The 15,232-nt window shown below is 48.8% G+C and carries 8 protein-coding genes and 1 pseudogene; 6 read left to right on the top strand and 3 right to left on the bottom strand.

Going from position 1 to position 15,232, the window contains the following annotated elements:
• Positions 1-39: 39 nt before the first annotated feature.
• The 6 genes from wecC to CFN46_RS14450 all read left to right on the top strand — a co-directional run bounded on the left by wecC (position 40) and on the right by CFN46_RS14450 (position 12,444).
• Entirely contained in the window at positions 40-1,320 is a 1,281-nt protein-coding gene (gene wecC, locus CFN46_RS14470) for a UDP-N-acetyl-D-mannosamine dehydrogenase (RefSeq protein ID WP_088743896.1), read from the top strand.
• 99 nt (positions 1,321-1,419) lie between these two features.
• Positions 1,420-6,660, top strand: coding sequence for a glycosyltransferase (locus CFN46_RS14465; RefSeq protein ID WP_088743895.1), 5,241 nt, complete (start codon positions 1,420-1,422; stop codon positions 6,658-6,660).
• Entirely contained in the window at positions 6,660-8,405 is a 1,746-nt protein-coding gene (locus CFN46_RS14460) for a hypothetical protein (protein ID WP_088743894.1), read from the top strand. The genes CFN46_RS14465 and CFN46_RS14460 overlap by 1 nt, the downstream gene beginning before the upstream one ends.
• Before the next feature lie 155 nt (positions 8,406-8,560).
• On the top strand, positions 8,561-9,202 hold the full coding sequence (locus CFN46_RS17480; RefSeq protein ID WP_141103665.1) for a hypothetical protein: 642 nt from the start codon (positions 8,561-8,563) through the stop codon (positions 9,200-9,202).
• A gap of 1 nt (position 9,203) precedes the next feature.
• Complete coding sequence (locus tag CFN46_RS14455; protein ID WP_088743893.1) at positions 9,204-10,106, top strand: sulfotransferase domain-containing protein; 903 nt, start codon at positions 9,204-9,206, stop codon at positions 10,104-10,106.
• A 595-nt stretch (positions 10,107-10,701) separates the two neighbouring features.
• Positions 10,702-12,444: a heparinase II/III family protein gene (locus CFN46_RS14450; RefSeq protein WP_088743892.1), complete on the top strand. Its 1,743-nt coding sequence runs from the start codon at positions 10,702-10,704 to the stop codon at positions 12,442-12,444.
• A gap of 38 nt (positions 12,445-12,482) precedes the next feature.
• On the opposite strand, the gene CFN46_RS14445 is transcribed toward CFN46_RS14450, so the two are convergent.
• The 3 genes and pseudogenes from CFN46_RS14445 to CFN46_RS17475 form a co-directional block, all read right to left on the bottom strand.
• Positions 12,483-13,466, bottom strand: a complete 984-nt coding sequence (locus tag CFN46_RS14445; RefSeq protein ID WP_176426491.1) for a glycosyltransferase family 32 protein — start codon at positions 13,464-13,466, stop codon at positions 12,483-12,485.
• A 244-nt stretch (positions 13,467-13,710) separates the two neighbouring features.
• A complete protein-coding gene (locus CFN46_RS17585; RefSeq protein WP_176426490.1) occupies positions 13,711-14,748 on the bottom strand; it encodes a hypothetical protein in 1,038 nt (345 codons plus the stop codon).
• A 378-nt stretch (positions 14,749-15,126) separates the two neighbouring features.
• Positions 15,127-15,232, bottom strand: a pseudogene (locus CFN46_RS17475) (IS5/IS1182 family transposase); the annotation flags it as partial.

The following is a 15,232-nucleotide window of genomic DNA, read 5'->3' as shown; positions in this document are numbered from 1 at the left end:
TTTCAATTTCTCAAACAGACATCATGTAAGGGTAATGTAATGGAATTCAATACGATCTCAATGATTGGCCTAGGCTACATCGGCCTTCCCACAGCAGCAGTGTTTGCCTCACGTCGCAAGAAGATGATTGGGGTGGACATTGATCAGCGGGCGGTCGACATCATCAATCAGGGCAAGATACATATCATTGAGCCGGAACTCGATATGGTGGTGCATGCAGCAGTCAAGGAAGGCTACCTGCGTGCCACCACCCAGCCAGAACCTGCTGATGCATTTATGGTGGCAGTGCCGACTCCATTCCATACTGATGAGAATGGCCAGAATCACAAGGCAGATCTGCGGTATATCCAGTCTGCCTGTGAGGCGATCGCCAAGGTACTGGTCCCTGGCAACTTGGTAGTACTGGAATCGACAAGCCCAGTAGGCACCACGGAGCAGATGGCTACCTGGCTTGCGGTAGCACGCCCGGACCTCACCTTCCCGCAAACGCACGGGGAGGCCTCTGATATCCGTATCGCCCATTGTCCGGAACGTGTGCTACCAGGGCATGTTGTGCGTGAACTGGTAGAGAATGATCGCGTGATTGGGGGTATGACACCCAAGTGTGCCGAAGTCGCCTGCGCTTTGTACAAGATTATTGTTGAAGGTGAGTGCCTGCCTACCACGGCACGTACTGCCGAGATGGCGAAACTGACGGAAAACAGTTTCCGTGATGTGAACATCGCCTTTGCCAATGAGCTTTCAACAATTGCCCATGAGTTGGAAATCAATATTTGGGACCTCATCTCGCTGGCCAATCGGCACCCGCGCGTCAATATCCTCTCCCCGGGAGCAGGTGTCGGCGGTCACTGTATCGCGGTGGACCCTTGGTTCATCGTGGCGGCGTGCCCTGCCCAGGCTCGTCTGATTCGCACGGCGCGCGAGGTGAACGATCACAAGCCAGAGTGGGTGCTTGACCGAGTCGGTCAGGCACTGGAGGAGTTGCATCGCTCCCAGCCAGGGGCGACACGTCGTGACCTCACGGTGGCTTGCTTAGGTGTTGCTTTCAAACCCGACATTGATGATCTGCGAGAAAGCCCAGCCCTGGGCATCACCCAGAAAGTGGCCGAGCTCGGCTGCATTGTACAAGTGGTGGAACCCAATATCGAATCTCTGCCCAAGGGGCTTCAGTCCGATAATGTGTCTCTCGCCAGCCTGGATGAAGCCTTGGCACAAGCTGATATTATTTGTGTATTGGTCAAGCACAAGTCGTTTATTCAGAAGGCTGAATCGGTGAAGGAAAAATCTGTGGTGATTGATGCCGTGGGCTTACTAGCTTGAGAGATGCTCGATAGCTCAGTAGCTTGTGTAGACAATAAAGGCGCTCAATGAGCGCCTTTATTTATTCACTGTATTTAAAGAATAGTAAAGAAGGAATCAATGGACGATCTTCTACACCATGTGAATCGCCTTGCCGAACAGTACGATACTCCGTTAGCACTTCCAATATCGGGACGTGTGGCATACATTGTCAGCCATGGTCAAAGCTATGCCAGCAATGGCTATGCAATCCGGACTCAGGGCATCGCAAAAGCACTGAATGCGCAGGGATGTGATGTGCTCTGTTTTGTGCGTCCTGGTCGCCCACAGGAACTGGATGGACATTCGCGTATTCCCCCAGAAGTCATTGTTGATGGCATACGTTATATTCATAGCAATTGGCCTGATGGCAAGGCACCGAAGAATGAACGAGATCATCTTGAAGCTAGTGTAGGCCGTTTCATTGAGCTATTTCGCGTCTACCGCCCTGAAAAAGTTATGGTTGCGTCAAACTATATTGTAGGGCTTCCAGCCTGGATAGCGGCAAAGCGGCTAGGCCTACCGTTCTATAATGAAGTTCGTGGTTTCTGGGAACTGTCACGCGAGGCACGTGAGCCAGGATATGCCTCTACACCAGCTTTCAAGCAAGAAGCAGATCGTGATGCCTTTGTGGCACGCAAGGCAGAGCAGGTGTTTACCCTGAATCACTCGATGCAGACAGAGCTAGCACGGCGCGATATAGACCCCTCAAAAATTTCAATCGTACCTAATGGTGTTAGTCAGTTACCCATTTTGAAGCCTGCTAATTCAAATATTAAAAATGAACTCGGGATAGAGGCGGGTAGTAAGGTTATAGGTTATATAGGTAGCCTCAGCGCCTATGAAGGACTGGATGTGCTGCTTGAAGCATGCACCGAGCTGATGCAAGGCGGCGAAAAACTCAAGCTTTTACTGGTAGGGGACGACCAGCCCATCACCGTCTCTCCAGCTACCGACATAGTCCAATTCACGGCAAAAGATAAAACTCCTTGGCTGATTCAGGTTGGACGAGTGCCTCATGAGCAGGTGGCAGACTACTACGCGCTATTGGACGTAGTGGTGATCCCGCGTATAAAGGCGGCTGTGTGTGAGCTCGTACCGCCCATGAAGGCTGCCGAGGCCCTGGCCTATGGCAAGCGATTAGTGGTGTCTGATGTAGCACCTCTGGCGGAATATGCCGATAAATACGAAAGCGTGGTGAGCTTCGAGACCAATAATTCCACAAGCTTGGCTCAAGCTCTTCAGAGTTCACTGAAGATGCCAGCGCCGGAGCAGAGTGGGGAGCTGCTATTCTCGACGTATACCGCACCGATGGTGCAGGCACTAAAATGCGAGGGGAGCAAGGCTGTTTCCCAGGCAGACAGTCCGGCAAAGCCTAAGCAGATTGAGCTGTGCGATGTCAGTCAGGTAGATTACGCCACCGCCAGTCAATGGTTCTACCGTGAAGGCAAGCTCACCGATACCTTGCGCGCGCTGGAAAGCCTGCAGGCGCGGGGCGTGAAGTTCGACAAACCCAAACGTGACTTCCAGGCGTTTGTCGCTGGTATGGCGCGGCTTAAAGGGGGCTGGCCGCTACCACCGCGTCAGCCCAACCCTGGGCTGATGACCCGCCGTCAACATGTGCTCTACTGCCTGCATCAGTCAGTGCCCCATGCCACTAACGGCTATTCAACCCGTTCTCATGGCGTGGCTGTAGGCCTTCAACAAGCTGGCTTCAAGGTGCGGGCCACTACTCGCCCAGGTTTTCCTTGGGATGCTGGAATAAAGGGAATAAATAAGGGGTATCACGAAGCGAAAGTTGAAGGCATTACCTACGCCGCCTGCGCTGGCTGGAACCTCAATAAGACCCCACTGGATTATTATCTAGCTGAGGCGGCTGACCACTACGTTCGAGAAGCCCAAACCAGCGGTGCCGAGATCATTGCCGCCGCCTCCAACCATATCACCGCACTGCCCGCACTGATGGCTGCGCGCCGTCTGGGGCTGCCGTTCGTTTATGAGGTGCGTGGCCTGTGGGAAGTGACTCAGGCCTCTACCCAGCCAGAGTGGGCTGGTTCTGAGCGCTACCATCTAATGCGAGAACTGGAACAGCAAGCAGCACTGGAAGCAGACCTTGTAATTACCCTCACCGAAGAGCTTGCTGACGAGTTGGTCGGCTGGGGTGTGCCCCGCAAACGCATTCAAGTAGTACCCAATGCGGTTAACGCTGAGCGCTTCAAGCCTATGGCCGCGGATGCCGCCATCGCCAAGGAACTCAAGCTTCAACCAGGCGTGCCGGTAATTGGCTATGCGGGTAGTGCTGTAGCTTACGAGGGGCTAGAGCTGTTGATGGAAGCCATGGCCAAACTCAAGCAAAACGGTCAAGCCTTTATTTTCGTGTTGGTGGGTGACGGCAAGGTCATCGATACAGTCAAAGCCAAGGCTAAGACGCTAGGCATTGAAGGCGAGTGTCGCTTTACTGGACGTGTGCCATTTGAAGAGGTGCCGCGCTACCTTTCCTGCATGGATATCCTGCCCATCCCGCGCCTGTCGTCGGCGGTGACAGAAATGGTCTCGGCCCTCAAGCCCCTGGAAGCCATGGCCATGGGAAAGGCTCTGGTACTATCGGATGTCTCCCCGCACACTACCATGGCGGGGCCCAACGGCGAGCGAGGCCGCCTGTTCAAGAAGGACAGCGCAGATGCCCTGAGTGCTGCCCTGCAATCGCTGATCGACAGCCCAAAAGAGTGCAAGCGCCTAGGCCAGGCCGCGCGTAGCTGGATCGAGCAGGAGCGCACCTGGAACCACGTGACTCGCTGCTACGCCGCTGCGCTGCATCGAGTGCGGGAAGCCCAGTATACACAAGCTATTAATACCCATGAGCAGCCTAAACCCTTAGAGCAGATCACTATAGGCTTGATCGCTGATCAATTCACTACTGACACCCTGGCTAGTGCTGTCAAGGTAGTGGCCCTCTCGCCGGAGAACTGGCGGGAAGAGCTGGCCAACCAGCCTATTGATGCCATGTTTGTGGAGTCCGCTTGGAAAGGTAATGACTGGCAGTGGCACAAGAAGGTGGGCTACTACAGTGATGAAGAATTCGCTCCTCTGAGCGAGCTACTGAGCCATTGCCGTGAGCAGGGCATTCCCTCACTGTTCTGGAACAAGGAAGATCCGGTACACTTCGATCGCTTCCGTAAGGCGGCGGCGCTGTGCGATCACGTCTTCACCACTGACAGTCGACGGATCATTCCCTATCTGGCTACTCCGGGTACCCTCAGCCAGACCGCCAGCAGTGCTCCTTTCTACGCCTCACCTAAGCTTCACAACTTGTTGCCTTCGACTCGCGAATGGCAGGCTACCGCGGCGTACGGCGGCACCTACTACGGCAAGCGCTACCCGGAGCGGACCGAGTACATGGACAAGATCATGAGTGCTGCTGCACCGCTGGGCCTCACGATTTACGACCGCCAACACGCCGACCCGGAATCGCCCTACAAATACCCGGGCGGCCTGGGGAGCTATGTGGCGGGTAGTCTCACTTACGAAGAGATGATTCAGGCCTACAAGGCCCATCCGGTACAGATCAACGTTAACTCTGTCCTGGACTCTCCAACCATGTTCTCCCGCCGGGTAGTGGAGACTGCGGCCTGTGGCTCGCCGATGATCTCAGGCCCCGCTATGGGCATGAACCGCTACTTGGAGGAGGCCGGGCATATCGTGCGGACCGAGAGCGACGCTGCCCAAGCCCTGGAGAACCTGCTATATCACCCCGCCTACCGCTGGCGAGTGGCACTAAAAGGGGCGAGGGCCGTTATGCGTGCCCATACCACCGAGTTGCGCTTGACGCAGATGCTGCGTACCGCTGGCATGGTCATTAGCGCTCCGCAGCCACCGGCCATAAATCTTGTTACCGAGCAGATTACCGAGGCCGCTTCCCATCGCTTGCTGGCCCAGACGTTACGTCCCGTGCGTGTTCTAGCCAGTGAGTGGCAGCCCGACACCCAGACTAAACTGGAAGCCGCCGGCATTGCGTGCTTGAGCCCAGAAGGACAGAGCACAGAGTCTGATAGCCTCTGGCTACTGGCTGATGGCGATTCATTGGCCAATCTGGAACCTGAAGATCTGGAAGATCTTGCTTGGCCTACGCGCTATGCGCCTCAGGCCCGTATTGGATTTAGTCGAAACTCAGAATTGGCAGAAGGCGAGTGGCCCGGCGTGGCGCTGGAGGACTACCCTCTCGATTCCGGACTTCAGCTGATACGTGTTAACCAAAGTCTATTGTTCAGTGACCTCAACAGCTGGGCAGATCAGCAGCCTACTCTGGCCCTGCGCAAGCCGTTAAAGGTTCATGAGCAAGCGCCCAACGTGCCACCCAAGAAGACTGTGGTCATCGCCGGCCATGATCTCAAGTTCATCAAGCCATTTTATCCGTACTTTACTCAAGCGGGCATTCGCCTGCTTCTTGACTTCTGGACTGGCCATAACCAGCACAACGAGGTTGCCAGCAAGCGCCTAGTACGACAGGCCGATACGGTGTTCTGCGAATGGACCTTGGGCAACGCCATTTGGTATGGCAAGCACAAGCGGGAAGAGCAAAAACTGGTGGGAAGGCTGCACTTGCAGGAGATTGATCATGCTCTGTTCCCCAAGATCCCCTTCGAGGTCTTCGATACAGTGATGTTTGTGGGGCCGCATATCCTGCGGCAGGGTATAGCCAATAATCCTGCGCTAAAAAATAATGGAACTGTAGTTTATAACGGTGTAGATATTAATAATTTGCAGTCTGTATCGCGTAAGACCACAAATAGCAAGGTGCTGGGATTTGTGGGTATCGTTCCACAGCGTAAACGATTCGACTTAGCACTGGATATCCTACGTGAGCTACGTAAAGAGGAGGATGGATATACTCTGCGTATAAAAGGTAAGCGTCCAGAAGAATACCCCTGGATGGCCAACCGCCCCGAAGAGATGGCGTGGTATGAAGCTCAGTACCGTCGTCTAAAAGAAGATCCACTGCTGAAAGATGCAGTGATTTTCGACCCCCAAGGTAACGATATGCCGGAATGGTATGCCGGTATTGATTTTGTGCTCTCTACTAGCGACTTCGAGAGCTTCCATTTCACCATTGCTGATGGCGCGGCAGTTGGTTGCATGCCGATTATCTTGCCTTGGGAAGGAGCGGATGAGATCTACCCGAAAGAATGGGTGTATTCAGGTGTTGAGTCAGCAGCTGAGGGCATAAAGAGTGGTGTACGTAATATATCGGAAATTCAATATTTGGCTAAATCTAAGTTTTCTATTTCCATCATAGCTGAAGAGCTTATATCGAGGATTAAATAATGTATGCACCAATATTCTTTCATGATAAAAAGACAAATAAAGTAGACTTTTTCTCTACTGATGATGGTGCAAAAGTAAGTGATTCCTTATGTTTCTTTGAAGGTTGCGGCGTAGTTTCTGGAGTTTTTGTAAAAAACGCTATTGATCTGAAGAATGTTGAGGGCATTGAGGATTTAAGCCTTGAGGATGATTATCTTCGTTGTAGTGGTAGTTACTGTATTTACATAGTAAGGGAAGGGAAATTTAAAATATATCCTGACCCCTTAGGTGCTTGCCTACTTTACAAGTACGACAGTGCTAGTATTACTGCATATTCATCAGACCTTGATGCGTTAGTCGATTACATTTCGAATAGAGGCGAGAGTGTTAATCCTGACCCCCTCTATATGGCTATGCTACTTAAAATGGGGAATGGTGGCTTCGGAGTGTCAAGCTATAAAAATATCTCTGTCATAAGCCCTAGAGTTTATATTGAGCTTGGATGTAGTGGGGTCAAGGAAAAAGAGTATTTTACTATCCTGCCTGAGGATATAAATGAAGACAACTATGAAAAATATAAGCGCCTTGCTTTAAATGATATAAGACAGAATATTAAAGCAATAAAGAAATCAGCTGTTAGCAATATAATATGCCATCTGACTGGTGGTTTTGATTCTCGTCTTGTGGCCGCTGCTGTTGCCGAAGCAGAACTTGTAGGAAGAGCAAGTTTTTTTTGCTCAGGACCCGAGGCACTGGACGACAAACGAATAGCATATGGCATTGCAGGTCTTCTAGGCTGGCCATTGACAGAATTTAATGGACTCCAAGGTGATCGGGGAGAAGTATTTGAAGGCATTGCTCTAGGCGTAAAGTTTTCTTCAGGTATGAGGAGTTCATCGCCAGTCAATGAGAACCATAAGAGAAATGAAGATTTTCTTATCTTAAGTGGCGGATATGGCGAATGCTACAGGAGTTTCTATAGTAAGAAAGCAAATGAATTTGAAAATGGAAGTTTTTGGAGGGAAAAGCAAGCGCTGACACAAGAAGCAAACAGGAATATTGAGATTCTGACGAAACATTATATAGAGGAAAAACAAAAAGAAGGTTTTCCTTTGGGAGTAGCGTTGGATCTGATGTATGTCGAACAGAGAAATAGATATTTTGTAGGAAATATAGCGACACTGTTTAGTAGGAAGACAGCGCGCTTTGATCCTCTGTATTCTGTAAACGCAGTGAAGGCAGCCTTATGTTTAGATGACGGTAAGAGGCAAGATAATTATTTGGGCTACGAGTTAATGAGAGAAATAGGAGAGAAAGTTCTCAAGGTTGAGTTTAATGAAAATAAATTTGGAAAGTCGGTCTATGAAATGTATTCCGAAGCAGGAAAGAAGACGGTTCCGTTAAGTAGACCAAAGTCATTCATATATCAAGAAATGTGTAGAGTCACCAAGCCCAGTAGGCCCACTGGATATAAAGATGAAGAAATGTATCTTGCAAAAAAACTTAAAGCTACTCCGTGGCAAGTAAATAACTACTCCGGCGTAAAGAAAAAATGTATAGAACTTATTAATAACAAGAGCCTTCCAGATGATTTCGGAGGTGTTTTAAACATTAGTTATATAGAAAAGCTATGTAACGAGGTTGCACCCAAAAATAGAGTTGAGCTTAGAGCTCTTTATTCCATTTATTCTGTACTGATATTTGTTGGGATATGTTCGGAACGGAGAGATTGTTTGTCTACCGATGGTAATGGGGGGGTAAATTGAATTTTTTTTATAACATAAAGGATGCGCTTTCACATTCTAGCAGCCATAAATTTTTTATATCATATCGCCAAGTTTTTTTTCCAATTTTTTTGGATTTTAAAGGGAGTGATAAGTGGATAGTTTTTACTCCAGGTGCATGTTCTCGTGATCGGCCAATGCCTGTATTTCAACGATCATCTTATTCTAAGGAAGTTGACTATAATGTAATCTCTTTGTTTGATCCAGGGCTTCTTGTTAATGAAAGTCTCACTAATGCGTGGTTTTGCGGGACGCCCGCTCGCTATCATGCAGATTATATATCTTCTTTATTAAAAAAATTTTTTAATAAGCAGGGTGTGAAGAATGAAAATATACTTGTTTTTGGAACCTCTGCCGGTGGTCTTCCCGCATTAAAAATTGCACAGCGTCTTCCTGGGTCCACAGTGTGGGCTGGAAATATACAAACTATTGCCTTTAAACACTCTGCGTTCCCTAAAATGATTCCTGTATTATATCCAAATAAAAGTCATGATGACTGTGTTAACGATCACTTAGGTAGATTTGACGCACGCGAGATGCTGGGAAACTATAGACTGATTTACTTTCAGAATAAGAGTGATAAATTTCATTTTAGAAATCACTATCTTCCTTTTAAGTCTTGGTGTGAACATGAGCGTCCTGACTATGATGTACACTTCTATGAATACGACCATCCAGAATCAGGGCATGGCTCAGTAGGAAAGAAACAAGAAATAGAAATCATACACCAGATCCTTTCTAAATCCGGTGTAGAAAATAGCTGGTCTACAAGGTGTTAGTATGGAAAATAAAAATTTGCTACAAACGTACTTAACTGAGCCAGAACTATTTTGGCCAATAAGTCATATGCGGAATGTTAAAAAATTAGATAGTTTCATAGGGAAAGGTAAGGCCTTGAATGGAGAGTCAAAAAAGGCTTTTATACAAAATGTCATAAACCTAGCTGAGTTAAGAAGAAGCTTTAGTAGCAATCATTTATATTTAGTGAATGCAGGAAGTTCAGGTTCTCATTGGGTAGAAGCCATGCTTGGGCTATTGCCTGGATTTCATAATGCCGGAGAGGTCTATATCCCGAATGAAATTAGTAGGCAATTATCTCTTATGCCAAAAGATGAGGCCAATACCCTTTTGGATGTTCTATATTTGATACATTCTGGAGGTATGTATGAGGATTCTCTATATGCTTCATTAAGTAATTCAGCCCATCTAGCAGATCATAGCAGTTTATCTAAGTATAGCCAAAAATCGCTAGCTATTTTTCTTATGAGAAATCCTGTTGATATCGTCATGTCTCGCTCATTTAGAAAAGATGAATATAAAAATGATGTGGCGCCGAATATGGATCAGCAAGCGTATCTAGAAAAAAATTGTCAATATGTAGAAAATTTCTACAGCTTAACCGATGCAACTGATTACAATTTAAAACTACGATATGAAGATTTTGTTGAATTCCCAGTTGAGAGTTTGAGGAAACTGGCCGACTCTCTTGGTTTAAATTCAACATACGATGAGATCAAAGAGGCGGTGCGATTAACATCGAAAGAAGAAGTGGAGAAGTCGATATCGAAAGGTGAGGCGGCAATAACAAATGTATATGTTGGCGAGAAAAAAGAGCGGGACTGGGCAAGAAGCTATGTTCGGGAAAGGCTACATGAGGTCTTGGTTAAGTATGATTATGTCTGACTCTTTGCTCAGCTCTGAACTGGTCTTAGATATGAGATCTCGATAAAGATTGAAGAATTGGCCGGATAGTACTCAGATTTTGACTCTTTTGTGAGCTTGCAGGCATTCTGAACGCTAAAGTATTAGCACTTGGATATACGGTACCTTCTTATCGCCTTTCGCTTTATATAGTAGTCGATTGAGGTGGTTTCTACTCTTGCTGCGAACTATGACAAAACTTGACCAGCTTATGACTTCTCAGAAAGTCCTCGTATTATAACAACTCCACTGCCAACTGCACGCATGTATCCCCTGCTCCGAATATGGCATCAAGCAAGCGGGTTTCCCTGGGTCTGCCCTAACAGCGGCTTCACGTTATTATTTGAGTGGGGGTGCCATGCAGATGGTCAAGGAGTTACCAATATTCGCTGTCTCTCTGCAGTTAGAAGGCTCTGACAAGCGGCTATGGCGCATCGTACACATTTACGTGGGCCGCATGGTTATACAAAGCAAAGCTATATCCACATAAAATGCTAAAATGCACTTCAAATGGTTAAGCTATAATTTTGTCTCTGGTTAAGTAGATTTTAATATTTCCTGACGAGAAAATATTTATATGAATTATTTAGAGTTTAAGTTTGGTTCAGCCGCTGAGCTCGGTTACTGTGTGATAAGAAAAACCCAGAAGCTTACAAATGACTCAAAAAATAAAGAGTTAGGAAAAAAATTGTTTGTTGCGCAGCAGCTCGAGCTGGCTCCTTTCAAGGCAGTCGAGTTTTGCGGCTGGAGTAACTGGGAACAGGACCCACTCGACAATCGTAGCTGGCAGTGGCGATTGAATTGGTTGGCATTTCTCCCCTATCTAATGGCCTATCATCGCGAGTGCGGGAATGAGGCTGTATTGAGTTTTGCTCAAGAGGCGGTTCAGTCTTGGTTAGAAATCTATCAGGAAACGGATACTAGCTATCCCTTCGAATTTATCTGGCACGATCATGCTACGGCGCTGCGCGCCGAACAGTTGGTACTTTTCGCTTACTACTGTCGAGAAAATGCTCCTGAATGGACGCGTAAGAACAGTGAATTTCTCGCTTATTTAAAGCAAGCGATAGTAGTGCATGGGCAGTGGCTCGCGAAGGACAGCTTTTATTCAGAGCATACCAACCACGGCTTGGAGCAGGCGCGCGTGCTGCTGTTACTCGGCATCGTGTTCAAGGGTGAGCAGGCCCGCGAATGGCAGAAGATTGCCATTCGCCGCATCATTAGCGAGCTGAAATTTTCGTTTACCGATGAAGGTGTTCATGTCGAAAATAGCCCCGCATACCATATTTTCGTCTTCAAGGTATTCTTAGGTATCATCAAGGATTACCCGGAGGACGTGCTGGGTGATCTGGCAGAGCAGTTCAGCCAGTTCTCAGCCAAAGCACTGGGTTTCATCACTCATATCCTACGCCCAGATGGTAAATTGCCACCCATCGGTGATACTGAACAGCTACCCACCTCGGATGCTTATCGGGAGAGATTCGAACACACTCAGGAATACCAGTATCTTCTTTATGCTCTGACTCAAGGTAAGCAGGGCGTGGTTCCCACTGTCCTGAACCGTGTATATCCGCTGTCTGGCTATGCTATTTTTCGTGACCAGTGGCCCGTCAGTGAGCACTATCAGAGTGCTTTCCATCTTATCGCCAAGGTAGGTTGCTCTAGCCGCTACCACCATCAGCAGGATGAGGGTCACATTAGCCTTTACGCTGGAGGGGAAGACTGGCTGATCGATTCGGGCCTTTACAATTATATCAATACGGATCCGGTACGGAAGTATATGCGTACTCGCCCTGGCCATAATGTACCGATCATTTCTCATACCAGCTACGCACAGGAATTTGAGCATCGACTGAGTGCCTGGCAGGTGAGCGAGTACTCTGAAGCAGCGTCTTTTCCGCAGCTGACCATGAGGCTGGAAGTGCTGCCTCCGGTAGTGCAGGAGCGCAGAGTAGCATTCGATGCCGTGAACAAAATGGTGGGAGTAGAAGATACATTCTTGGCTGATGATGAACAGCAGCGCAACATCACCCTGCAGTGGCATTTCCCCAAGGACAAGACGTTGACTATTGACGGAAGTCAGGTCGTGGTCACTAGTCCGAGCGGTAATCGTCTAACTATCGAGTTTGAAGGTGAAATTCCGGATAATCTTACGCTAGTAGAAGGATGCAAGGATGAGCGTGTGTTCAGCTGTATTTCCTATCAAGCCAATTTGGTCGAGCCTAGTCAGCTGCTGAAGGTGCTGTTCAAGGCTCGACGATCTCTCAAGGTTATCACACGATTTAGCTTTGTTATGGCCAACGCGGAAGATAATGCATGACTTTTCTCGGTATCCTGAACTCGCAAAGCTTTCTAAGGCTAAGTGCTTGCAAGCAGGTAGGGTACCATATCGAATTGTCGTGTTGGGTTGGTAGCGTTCCAGTAGCCTCGGGTTTTCTTATGTCGCAAGGGGATGTGGATTTGGATGTCTCTGCGGAGTAGGTATGTAGGCAGGATGGCGACGCGATGTCCTAAAGTGCCTAGGTCACTGTTAAGCAGGTGGTGGGCCACGGCGCGAGTAAGCAAACCGGGCCCGGTCTTGCTCCAGGTGGTTTCGTTGTCGCGATTTAGTATCGCTTCTACCGCGAGCTGTGAAGCGAGGGTAATAGCTGGGTGATCGGGTACACAGGCGATTACGTTGTTGCCCAAAATATCGAAGGGCTCACGAAAACAAACCAGATCAGCATCGCTGGGTAGCAGTGTTTCAAGCTGGCCGGAGAGACGGTCGTCTGCATCAACATAGATACCCCCGAAACGGCGTAGATAACACAGCCGCAACAGGTCTGAGGACTCGGCCACGTTATTCGCTAGACGAAAGGCTCGTGCGTAGTCGGCGCCGAAGGTGTCGTGCATAAAAGCACTTGCTTCTGCCTTATTGAAACGTTGGTAGTCAAAGCCGGGTATATCATGCCAGCTGGTCATGATTTCCATTACGGCCTCTGGTGGGGTGGGGGTGTCCCAGTATTGAAAGATTCGGCGTGGTATAGGTGAGGGACCTTCAAGCGTGGGCCTGTGTTGAACGTGCTGCTCAATCACTGGGCTGGCGGCATTGATATAGCGCATGGCCAGAGCGGCCTCATGGTTGCCCGGTGGCAGTGTGCGGCGTTCGCGGCGAAGCAGCGAGAGGTCGGTCATCAGATTGCCTATTATCGTGAGTGACAGGTGTTTCGAGGCCAGGCTCTTGTGCTGGCCGCGTCGTTGAGCCTCCTGAATTACCGCGATGGCTGCGCTTTCTTCTTCTTGCAAGATTAATACACGTAGATAAAGATCGAGCAGAGCATCGTCATGTAGTTCGTTGCGCACTGTCTCCAACTTGCTCCTGATATCCTTGAGCCCTGCGGTTTCAATCAAGATGTGCATACGTAAACGCAGGACTTGAGTGCGTTGGGTAACGGGTAATGGTGCGTTTAGAATTATCTGTGCTTCTTTAAGACGCCCACTATCTATCAATAACTTGGCGTGAAGTAGCGGGAAATTTAGATCTTGCGGCCAGCGTCGACGGCAAAAGCTCAGGTAGCGAAGCCCCAGATGATAGTGCCTGACATTTCTAAGAAGATTTACTAACTGCCGAGCTTCGAAAAGAGTGCGCTGTGGCTTTGGGGTTGCAAGAATAATAGTTAGCGCAGCTTGGGGGGCCCTCGGCCTGCTGAGCAAATTGAGCTTGCAGTGTGGCATGCTGTGATTGAGGAATGTGCTTCAGCAGGCGCTGCGCTAATTGTTTGGACTGATTATCACTTAACGTTCCCATTGTCTTGTTGAAGAGCGTACTAGCGACCATGGGGACTCTAGGCCCAGAAGTAAGAATAGCGCTCAGGGCACAGTGTGCAGCGTGATTGTGGTTACAACGTTCGGCCTGGATAAATAGTGCTAGCTGATCCTTTTCGGGCAGCCTGTTGGTAAGTGGGTATAGCAATTCCAGTGCTTCCCAACAGGCTGAAGCGAAAGCAGGGTCTGTCGTCAATTTTAAAACCTGCAGTAACTCAGCAGCATCACGAAAAGAAAAATTTGGATTGTTTCGAACGGCAACCAACAATGTAGGAAGTAGCTCAGTAATATCTAGATGAGCGGTTTCTTGGATTAGATTAATCCATAGCATACGCGCATGATGATTTTCGGGCTGAAGTATGAGTAAATGCTTGATTACTGTTAACGCCGCTCTCCGGCGACCATAGCTACGATAAAAACGAGCGATAGCCATCAATACGCTAGGATTGTCGAACTCCTGTTGGCGCAGTTGTCGCAATCTACTTAGTGCTTCACGTGTTCGCCCTAGCTCCTGTAGCAGAGAGAGACGCAGCAGCTTTAGCTCGGTGGACTTGGGCCATTTACGCAGCGCCAGGTTTGCCAGCTTTAGTCCGTACCCGGGGCGGCCGGCACTGGCTTCCAAGCGGATATATAGCTGATGTAATGCTGGGTCTTCCGGGTGTGCTTGAATCGCCTTGCGGGCGCGAGTAAGAGCTGTAGCCTGCTTGCCTTGTTGATTAATTGCCTGTATCCATTGCCGTTTCAGCTTTGGAGAAGCGTCTCCTTCACGCATAGCGCGGTGAGCGAGACGTTCGGCACGCTGAAAGTCGCCTTTGACCATTGCGCGGTGCACTTGTGACTCAGCTGACTGCTTGGAAGGTAGTCCCTGCGGTGGAGTCGCCTTAGGCTGTGGTGCGGCTGATTCTGTTGGCATGATAGTCCTGTAAAAATAAATGTCATCAAATCAATGGCAATAATATACATCAAATTGGACTGCAGCTTGAGCATGAAATTGTCGACATGTTGGGCTAGCGAAACAATGGGTGCTTGTGTAGCAAGAATCGAATTTATCTGGCGATAGGGCTTGACGCTAGTAGAGCTTGTTGGCGCCTGGAATCAAGTCGCTTATAGTTGCATTGAACCCGCGGGTCTCTCTGATCCAAGTATAACCAGATCATCCGGCGCGATGTCCTGTTGCGAGTGAAACCGCTCCACCGACCTAGGTTCTGTACGAAAAGTCGGCTCGTAGACAGCGGCGTATGCAAGCTACGCATACCATCGCATAAAAGCTACGGGCCAACTTCTCATATCGCGTCGCAATACGA

This window comes from Cobetia sp. QF-1 (assembly GCF_002213105.1).
Lineage (GTDB): Bacteria > Pseudomonadota > Gammaproteobacteria > Pseudomonadales > Halomonadaceae > Cobetia > Cobetia crustatorum.
Note: the sequence above shows the minus strand (reverse complement) of the source record. Positions and strands in the feature narration are given on the sequence as shown.

What these genes read in the sequence shown, in the direction of transcription:
- CFN46_RS14465 (WP_088743895.1), top strand. Translation starts at nt 1,420, where the DNA reads ATGGACGATCTTCTACACCATGTGAATCGCCTTGCCGAACAGTACGAT.
- CFN46_RS17585 (WP_176426490.1), bottom strand. Translation starts at nt 14,748, where the DNA reads ATGGTCAAAGGCGACTTTCAGCGTGCCGAACGTCTCGCTCACCGCGCT.
- CFN46_RS14450 (WP_088743892.1), top strand. Translation starts at nt 10,702, where the DNA reads ATGAATTATTTAGAGTTTAAGTTTGGTTCAGCCGCTGAGCTCGGTTAC.
- CFN46_RS17480 (WP_141103665.1), top strand. Translation starts at nt 8,561, where the DNA reads ATGCCTGTATTTCAACGATCATCTTATTCTAAGGAAGTTGACTATAAT.
- CFN46_RS14455 (WP_088743893.1), top strand. Translation starts at nt 9,204, where the DNA reads ATGGAAAATAAAAATTTGCTACAAACGTACTTAACTGAGCCAGAACTA.
- wecC (WP_088743896.1), top strand. Translation starts at nt 40, where the DNA reads ATGGAATTCAATACGATCTCAATGATTGGCCTAGGCTACATCGGCCTT.
- CFN46_RS14460 (WP_088743894.1), top strand. Translation starts at nt 6,660, where the DNA reads ATGTATGCACCAATATTCTTTCATGATAAAAAGACAAATAAAGTAGAC.